11 protein-coding genes are annotated in these 6912 nt (G+C 41.5%); 10 read left to right on the top strand and 1 reads right to left on the bottom strand.

What is annotated here, in order from left to right; translation table 11 throughout:
- The 6 genes from DYY67_RS00390 to DYY67_RS00365 form a co-directional block, all read left to right on the top strand.
- A partial coding sequence (locus DYY67_RS00390) for a hypothetical protein (RefSeq protein WP_166389807.1) occupies window positions 1-908 on the top strand: 908 nt, incomplete at its 5' end.
- Window positions 905-1795 carry a hypothetical protein gene (locus DYY67_RS00385; protein WP_166389805.1) on the top strand — a complete coding sequence of 297 codons (891 nt, stop codon included), beginning with the start codon at window positions 905-907 and terminating at the stop codon, window positions 1793-1795. The genes DYY67_RS00390 and DYY67_RS00385, both read left to right, overlap by 4 nt.
- A gap of 55 nt (window positions 1796-1850) precedes the next feature.
- Entirely contained in the window at window positions 1851-2036 is a 186-nt protein-coding gene (locus tag DYY67_RS00380; protein WP_166389803.1) for a hypothetical protein, read from the top strand.
- A 49-nt stretch (window positions 2037-2085) separates the two neighbouring features.
- Complete coding sequence (locus DYY67_RS00375; RefSeq protein ID WP_218584669.1) at window positions 2086-2532, top strand: hypothetical protein; 447 nt, start codon at window positions 2086-2088, stop codon at window positions 2530-2532.
- Window positions 2533-2925: 393 nt separating this feature from the next.
- Window positions 2926-3156, top strand: coding sequence for a hypothetical protein (locus DYY67_RS00370; RefSeq protein ID WP_166389799.1), 231 nt, complete (start codon window positions 2926-2928; stop codon window positions 3154-3156).
- Window positions 3157-3397: 241 nt separating this feature from the next.
- On the top strand, window positions 3398-4351 hold the full coding sequence (locus DYY67_RS00365) for a hypothetical protein (protein WP_166389797.1): 954 nt from the start codon (window positions 3398-3400) through the stop codon (window positions 4349-4351).
- A gap of 47 nt (window positions 4352-4398) precedes the next feature.
- Here DYY67_RS00365 and DYY67_RS00360 read toward each other — a convergent pair whose 3' ends face one another.
- Window positions 4399-5124 (bottom strand): radical SAM protein, encoded by a 726-nt coding sequence (locus DYY67_RS00360; RefSeq protein WP_320415871.1) that lies wholly within the window; start codon window positions 5122-5124, stop codon window positions 4399-4401.
- Window positions 5125-5415: 291 nt separating this feature from the next.
- Between DYY67_RS00360 and DYY67_RS00355 the strand changes: the two genes are divergently transcribed.
- From DYY67_RS00355 to DYY67_RS00340, 4 genes are read left to right on the top strand one after another with little or no spacing between them, the layout of a single operon-like run.
- Entirely contained in the window at window positions 5416-5718 is a 303-nt protein-coding gene (locus DYY67_RS00355; protein WP_166389795.1) for an ArsR/SmtB family transcription factor, read from the top strand.
- A 27-nt stretch (window positions 5719-5745) separates the two neighbouring features.
- On the top strand, window positions 5746-6030 hold the full coding sequence (locus tag DYY67_RS00350; RefSeq protein WP_166389793.1) for a hypothetical protein: 285 nt from the start codon (window positions 5746-5748) through the stop codon (window positions 6028-6030).
- Window positions 6031-6065: 35 nt separating this feature from the next.
- The gene (locus tag DYY67_RS00345; RefSeq protein WP_166389791.1) at window positions 6066-6515 is read left to right on the top strand and encodes a hypothetical protein; all 450 of its coding nucleotides are present in this window, start codon (window positions 6066-6068) and stop codon (window positions 6513-6515) included.
- Window positions 6508-6861, top strand: a complete 354-nt coding sequence (locus DYY67_RS00340) for a reverse transcriptase-like protein (protein ID WP_166389789.1) — start codon at window positions 6508-6510, stop codon at window positions 6859-6861. The genes DYY67_RS00345 and DYY67_RS00340 overlap by 8 nt, the downstream gene beginning before the upstream one ends.
- Window positions 6862-6912 lie beyond the last annotated feature (51 nt).

Below are 6912 nucleotides of genomic sequence, written 5' to 3'. Positions count from 1 at the left end.
TTGGTCCAACCTCATCTACCACACAAACCCAGTCCTCATCTAGCAATGAATCCGAAGAGTCGCCAAGTATTGAAATCTCAGGCATAGTAAACTCAGCTGCTGCAAGTAACTCAAGCGTAGTGTCTTCCCCAACAGCCTATACTGGAGCCCCTATCTTGCCTCCCGCGCTCTTGCTAACCCGCGACCAGGCATACTATGCCTACGGTGACGTCGTAACACTACAGGTATCATTGCCCGGCCTGAGCCTCCAAAATATTGCGCTTGTGGTTGAAGATCCTACAGGAAACGACATTGTATCAAGAACAATAACTACAGACGAGAATGGATCAGGAGAACTACAGTTTAAGATCCCATCAAACTTCCAGACTGGAGTCTACCAAGATATTGCAACAGCCCTAGTTGATGGAAAAAACTATACCAACTCTACAACATTTAACGTAATCAAAACACACGGCATAGTGGTAGATTCAGTACAGCTAACTGACCAGCAGGGCAACCCAGCATCAATGCTAAAGGCAGGCCAGAACAACTTTGTACAGGTTACAGTCTCCTCTGGCGAGACAATGCCTACACTTCTTACTTTGAATCTATTTGACCAAAACCAGAGCAGTATTGATACTGCATCCATCAAGTCCACTGTAAATCCAGGCGACTCTAAGATGACGCTTTCATTTTTCATACCTCCAAACTCACAAGTGGGAACAGCGGACATATTCACTGATGAATTTTCTGACTGGCCAAGCAACGGTGGAACACCTCTTACTACAGAGTCATGTCTCTCCGCCAGTATCGAGAACCCATCTACACTCCCGGTTTCATACCAGCCAACTCCTCCGCAAACTTGTACCCAGCATCCGAAAAACTTGGACTGGAACAACTCTGGTATCTACAGCATCCATCCAAGATGACAAATGCTCAAGCACAAGTCATGCTGGGTGTTGCAATACAAAATGATACCATGACATTTATGAGTCCTACACAGGCCCAACTTTTGGCACTTGCATACCAGAATGGTACTGCAGCAAATGCCGGTGACAAATCAATTGCACTAGTAAACCTCAATCTTGCAGCACTCAACTCCACAAACACTACATCTAATCTAGCTAATTCTGGAAATGTTACCCAGTTTACCACCCTCTTGGGCCCAGCACTTCAAAACGATCCCATGGCGCAAAAGATCTTGCAAGAGATCCAGCAGTCAAAGCAACAAGTAGCAAACATAATTGGAAATGAAACAGCAGCCAAGATCAATAATCAATTGATACAACAACAAAGAGCAGCTGCTGCAAGCAAGCTCAAACAAGACCTCATAGCGCTTCAACAATCTAACGCGGCAAGTACTCCTAGCGCAGCTTATTCATCATTTCTTGCTACTATACCAAACAACAATACACAGGGAGTATTTGAGGGAGAATTTAATTTCATGCAACAAAGAGTATCTGCTGCAAACGCTGCAATGCAGAACGTGCTTGATAATGGCGGAAGCCTAGACCAGGCAATGCAAACATTTGACAGCTATGCAGCAGTAAACCACGCCCAAGTAGTACAGATAAACAACAACCTTAACGTCGAGTATGGCCTTGCAAACAGCAACGTACAGTCGTGTTTTGACAGCAACGGAGATCTTACAGTTGTTAACGGGACAAACCCATGCCTTGCAAACTTGGAAAACAACTCTACTGGTACAAACGGCATCCAGATAACATCAGTGCAACCAACTGACCAAAACGGAAACCCCAGTCTCAACATTTACCCGAGGCCAAAACGGCTATGTCCGAGTAAATATTTCATCTAGCTATGCCGCTCCAACTCTTGTAACTATAAACCTCTTTGATTCTAACCTTGATACCTTGGGTGCGGGCTCTGCAGAATATACCATAAACCCAGGCGCATCTGAAGTAGTAATTCCATATTACGTACCAACCCAGGCCTCAACAGGCCTTGCCAGTATATACGCTGACGCGCTAACAGACTGGCCAAACAAGGGAGGCACATCAGATTCACACGAATTATCGTATTTTGTAGGGCTTTTGTAGGTATAACAAATTGAAAACATTATCATTGCTTGCAATTGCCATTCTGTCTTTGGTAACACTTGCTATACCAAGCTCTTACGCACAGCTTGACAACGAATCAATTACTATTAGCACATCAAAAACAGCATATGGCCCAGGGGATATTGTGAACCTTACAGGAATAATCAATGAGGGAACTCCGGGCCAGCTTGTTGCCATACAGGTAAAGGATGTAAAGGGAAACCTGATCTTGATTCGAACTGTACAGGCAGACCAGAATGGAAACTTTAACCTCCAGTTCAAGGTGCCAACTACTGCAACAGCAGGCAACCTGAACATAACAGCTAGTGCAAGAATCAACGGATTTGTCATTACTCAAAGTAAAGAAACAACAACTCCAGTGCCAGAGTTTCCAGCATCTGGAATTGTACTTGCTACAAGCATCGCATCGCTTCTTGTTTTTTATGTATTGGTATCTAACCGAGGACTTGGTATGAAATTGGGTGGAAGAAAATAAAGTCTCTAAATCTTTACATCATCACAGCAATAGGAATAGGTGTAATTGTAGCATTTGGAGCAATTGCATTGCTCTCTCCTCATACGTTCAACCTAAACCAAAACCATCAACCAAACTCTGCAATTACGCCTACGTCTGCCCTCTCGCTTAACGTAACTGTGAACGCCACCCAGATAAAGGCAGGACAAGGGATTGCAATGGATATTGTACTTGCCAACACATCACCAAATACACTTACCATCAATCCACAACATAATTGGCCTTTGAGGCAGTGGAGCATACATCCCTGTCTGTTTCATCTACCATTTGGCATGGCATTGTTTGCAGGGAATTATTCAGTAGATAACATGACTGAAGGCAAGCGTCCTGCCATTTTATCAAAGCGGTGTCTACATGTGCAAGACAATTGGTATCGTGGACTATGTCTTCCAGCCTTCCAGCAACAAAGCAGTAATTGAGACATTCAATTCGACAAACTATCAAGTCCCAATGCAGTATCATATTGCATTTGACGGATACTATCAGGATCAGAAATTTCAGACACTCACACCTGGGGTGTACACCCTAGTGGGAGATGACGAGTGGGGTCACCTCTCGATAAGTCATTTCACAGTAACAAGCTAGAGACTTCTGTACACTGGTAGAGAATCTACACTAGTTTTTTATACGTACTTGGTGAATTTGATGGTATCATGGTAGATTTGATAACTTTTGCACTGGCCTTTCTGGCAAACTGCATTCACAGCTGCGCTGGCTGCTAATCTTTAGAGTTTTACTAGGTTGGAGTTAATTGAAAATTATTGTTAAATATTATGAAAGAAATTTATGTTATTTTTTGTAAATAATTACAAGGAATAGTTTGTCTTTGAAACGAAATCTCACAATTCCACTTGTGGCAATAGCCATATCTATGATCAGTCTGATATTGGTATTCAATAGCGATAATAATTTCCAAACTGACCTGAGGCAATTAACCAACAGCGAAGTAAACCAATCTGATCAGATCGCTCTCTTAAAATCCCAATTGGGACAAAGTCAACAGGTCATAGAAGAACAGGTAAACAACATGACTCAAATGAGATCTATGGTGCATTCTATGAATGATACCATCAAATCCGAAGATGATAAAATAACTAACTTGACAAACCAAATATCTTCATTAAATGACCGAGTTACCTCTCTTGAAAACAATCACCAGATAGTTTTACCTCCACCCCCAATACCAAATGAGCCCAAGTATTTGCCAGAAACCGTGACAGATTCCAATGGAAATTCTTGGACATCACATTACATCAAAGAATCACTATATTATTCAGGAGATGATGGATTGGGATGCAATGTTCCACAAGCTGACTGTTATGTTCACATCTCAAAGATAAACACGCAGTATGGCTCTGGAGCAGAAGTAGATGCAATAAATTCCACTGATTATGCATACTGGGAAATAGCATATTCTCAGGAATTCACAACTCCACCTGATGGGAAAGTTACTGTATCTGGCTGGTTTCTAAAAAATGATACATTGAACATAACTGGCATGTCACAAGATATTCTTGACGGAACGCCTGGTCCAACCGGTATTGGATTTGGTTATAGTATACTTGGAGTACTTTTGCTCTCTGAAGATCCAAATAATGTCATCAAAGAACAAGTAGTTTTGAAAAATAATGACACAAAAGGAATCTGGATCTACAAGCAAACTACTTTCACACTTGATCCCGGCCAAATCTTTAGAATTGGTATAGGAAGACCAAATGATTGGGCTTCTGATTACAATCTATATGCATCCTGGTCTGACGTTGTGATAAACACATCATAAAAATAAATGTCATGGATATATCGTTAAGGCCCGAAACAAGTATTGTTCTAAAACGCCCTAAAGCCTACTGGTCTGCACAATTCCGGATGTTCTCTAAGATATGAAATTTTTTCAAGCATCTGCTGTCTTTCTTGCGGAAATGTACCGCCTATTGGATATGCATTGGAGCCGTGGTTTGCCCGAAAAACTACAGGAGTTACAGGTTCAATCTTGCTCACAAGGGATTCCAGCTCATCGAGTGCATCAGCGTCATCAATTGTCAGGAACGGCTCTTTGAACTTTGTAAGAAACTCTTCGCGTATTCCCTTGTCCAGGTGCAATGTAAGGGCTCCGACATAATGAGGAGAGGTAACGCTGAGAATCTTTGCGGTGTCCTCTATGTGCTGTTTTGAATAAGTTTTACCGCCAAGGCCCAAAATCACCATGCACGATATGGTATATCCAGAGTCTTTCGCTTTCTGGCATGCCTTGATGATTGTCTGGCTTGTTGCGCCTTTTGTTATTTTTTTCAGTATGATATCAGAGCCTGTTTCTATTCCGATATAGAACATGGTAAGCCCTGCGTCGTAAAGTTTTTTCAGGTCATCTGTAGATTTTTCCAAAATGTTTTTTGGCATCGCATAGCACGAAATTCTTTCAAGGTTTGGAAATTTGCCTTTTATGTAATCTAAAATTTGTAGCATTCTCTGAGTTGACAGGTTTAGCGCATCGCCGTCTGCAAGAAATATTCTTGTCGATCCAGGCATGTGTTTTGAAGCAAGATCAATTTCCATCTTTATCTCATCCCAACGGTCTCTCCTGGTATTCTTTTGTCCTATACATGTCACAGTACGAACATTTGTTAAACGAGCATCCAAGTGTCACCTGAAAAATAAGTGACTTGCCCTCTGATGGGGGCCTGTACAAAGGATAATCATAGTCTAGCATCAGATTCAATCATGATGCAATCCAATTTATCAGTTATTCTTTTGGCTTCAATTATTTTCCTAATCTTTATGCCTAAACTTTACAATTGACAATACCCGCAAAGATGTTTTAACTAGTAGTGGTACAGGAAGGCATCAATGCCTGCAGACCCATATGCAAAGCGCCTTCTCTGGTTTGTGTTCATGGGCTCAAAAGGTGGACTGAACAGGATGAGGCTCATCTCCGTCATACGCGAAAAGCCGCTTAACGCAAACCAACTTGCAAAAGAGCTGGACTTGGACTACAAGGCAATACAGCACCACATCGGCGTGCTTGAGAAAAACAACCTCATAACGCGCGTAGGGGAAAAATATGGCGCAGCTTATTTCATATCTACATTTCTGGAGGTCAACTTGGAGGCATTTGACGAAATTGTAACCAAATTGGAAAAAAGTAAATAAGCTCTGCGGGACTGAAGTTTTTTATCAATGGAACCAATAATGACTGCAAGTACAATTGTTTCAAGCGCCAACATGGTAGTGCTTGGAATACTGATGGCAGTCTTTGGCAAGATGTATTCAAAAACAAAGGCACAACTCCCACTTGGCATGATGTTTTTCTCAGGTCTGCTTTTCTTGCACAACATAATCGTAGTTTATGCATATTTCTCAATGATGGAACTTTATGCAGCAGCTCTCTTGCCATATCTTTTGGCCGTACATGTGGCAGAGCTTGCAGGAATTCTGATACTTTTGAAAATAACACTGCAATAGATTCAGTTTATTTGTAACTAGAACAAAGCCAACCTATGAAACCGCAATACAGAGAATATCTGAGGCTTAACAAAAATATTTTACTTGGATTTGCCGCATCAATTGTAATTTCTGCAGTTGTTGCTCAGTTACTGTCACACCAGCAAAGTTATGTCAACACAACAATAACTCTAGTTGTTGATTATATCGTATATTTTACAACTTTTGGTACCCTGTTCTATGTAGACAACAAAAAAAAGTACATGCTAGAGTCAGGCACGGTTGACAGGGTAAGCCTCAAACGAGATCTGATAAAAATAATTTCATCGCTTGGAATAGGTGAAGTCGTATATACAGTTTGCAGATGGTCACTCCAGTATTACTTGCTGACAGACTCCTATGAGGCATATCTTGCATCTCTGGTGTCACAATCGATCTCAACTTGCATCTATATGGTAACAATAAATCTCAGCGTCAAGCTAATGAGGCTGTACAAGGATGCTTAGTATATTTGTCGACGGTTCGGGAGGGCCTGATTCTGGTTTTGGATTTTTTGTCAAGGAGACTGGCGAGTCATTTTACAAAAAAGAGCCTGGTATAACTAACAACCAGGCAGAATACATGGCAATAATTGAAGCGTTAAAAAAGTATCACAATCTGCAAGACGAGATTGTAATATACAGCGATTCCAAAAACACCGTATCTCAGCTAAACCACGAGTTTGCAATAAACAACAGCCAGCTGCGGCTCCTTGCAATGGAGGCCTGGGGGCTGGTTGCAAAATACAAGAATCTGAAGATAACTTGGATTCCACGAGAGAAAAACATGGCAGGAAAAATGCTTGGAAGCTGATCGAGCAGCCAGCAACTGACAAGATCTTGGATAAACTTATTATACATAACA

It is taken from the genome of Candidatus Nitrosotalea sp. TS, from assembly GCF_011319465.1.
Classification (GTDB): domain Archaea; phylum Thermoproteota; class Nitrososphaeria; order Nitrososphaerales; family Nitrosopumilaceae; genus Nitrosotalea.
This window is presented reverse-complemented; position numbering and strand designations above follow the sequence as displayed.

What these genes read in the sequence shown, in the direction of transcription:
- DYY67_RS00385 (WP_166389805.1), top strand. Translation starts at nt 905, where the DNA reads ATGACAAATGCTCAAGCACAAGTCATGCTGGGTGTTGCAATACAAAAT.
- DYY67_RS00370 (WP_166389799.1), top strand. Translation starts at nt 2,926, where the DNA reads ATGTGCAAGACAATTGGTATCGTGGACTATGTCTTCCAGCCTTCCAGC.
- DYY67_RS00360 (WP_320415871.1), bottom strand. Translation starts at nt 5,124, where the DNA reads ATGGAAATTGATCTTGCTTCAAAACACATGCCTGGATCGACAAGAATA.
- DYY67_RS00355 (WP_166389795.1), top strand. Translation starts at nt 5,416, where the DNA reads ATGCCTGCAGACCCATATGCAAAGCGCCTTCTCTGGTTTGTGTTCATG.
- DYY67_RS00350 (WP_166389793.1), top strand. Translation starts at nt 5,746, where the DNA reads ATGGAACCAATAATGACTGCAAGTACAATTGTTTCAAGCGCCAACATG.
- DYY67_RS00345 (WP_166389791.1), top strand. Translation starts at nt 6,066, where the DNA reads ATGAAACCGCAATACAGAGAATATCTGAGGCTTAACAAAAATATTTTA.
- DYY67_RS00340 (WP_166389789.1), top strand. Translation starts at nt 6,508, where the DNA reads ATGCTTAGTATATTTGTCGACGGTTCGGGAGGGCCTGATTCTGGTTTT.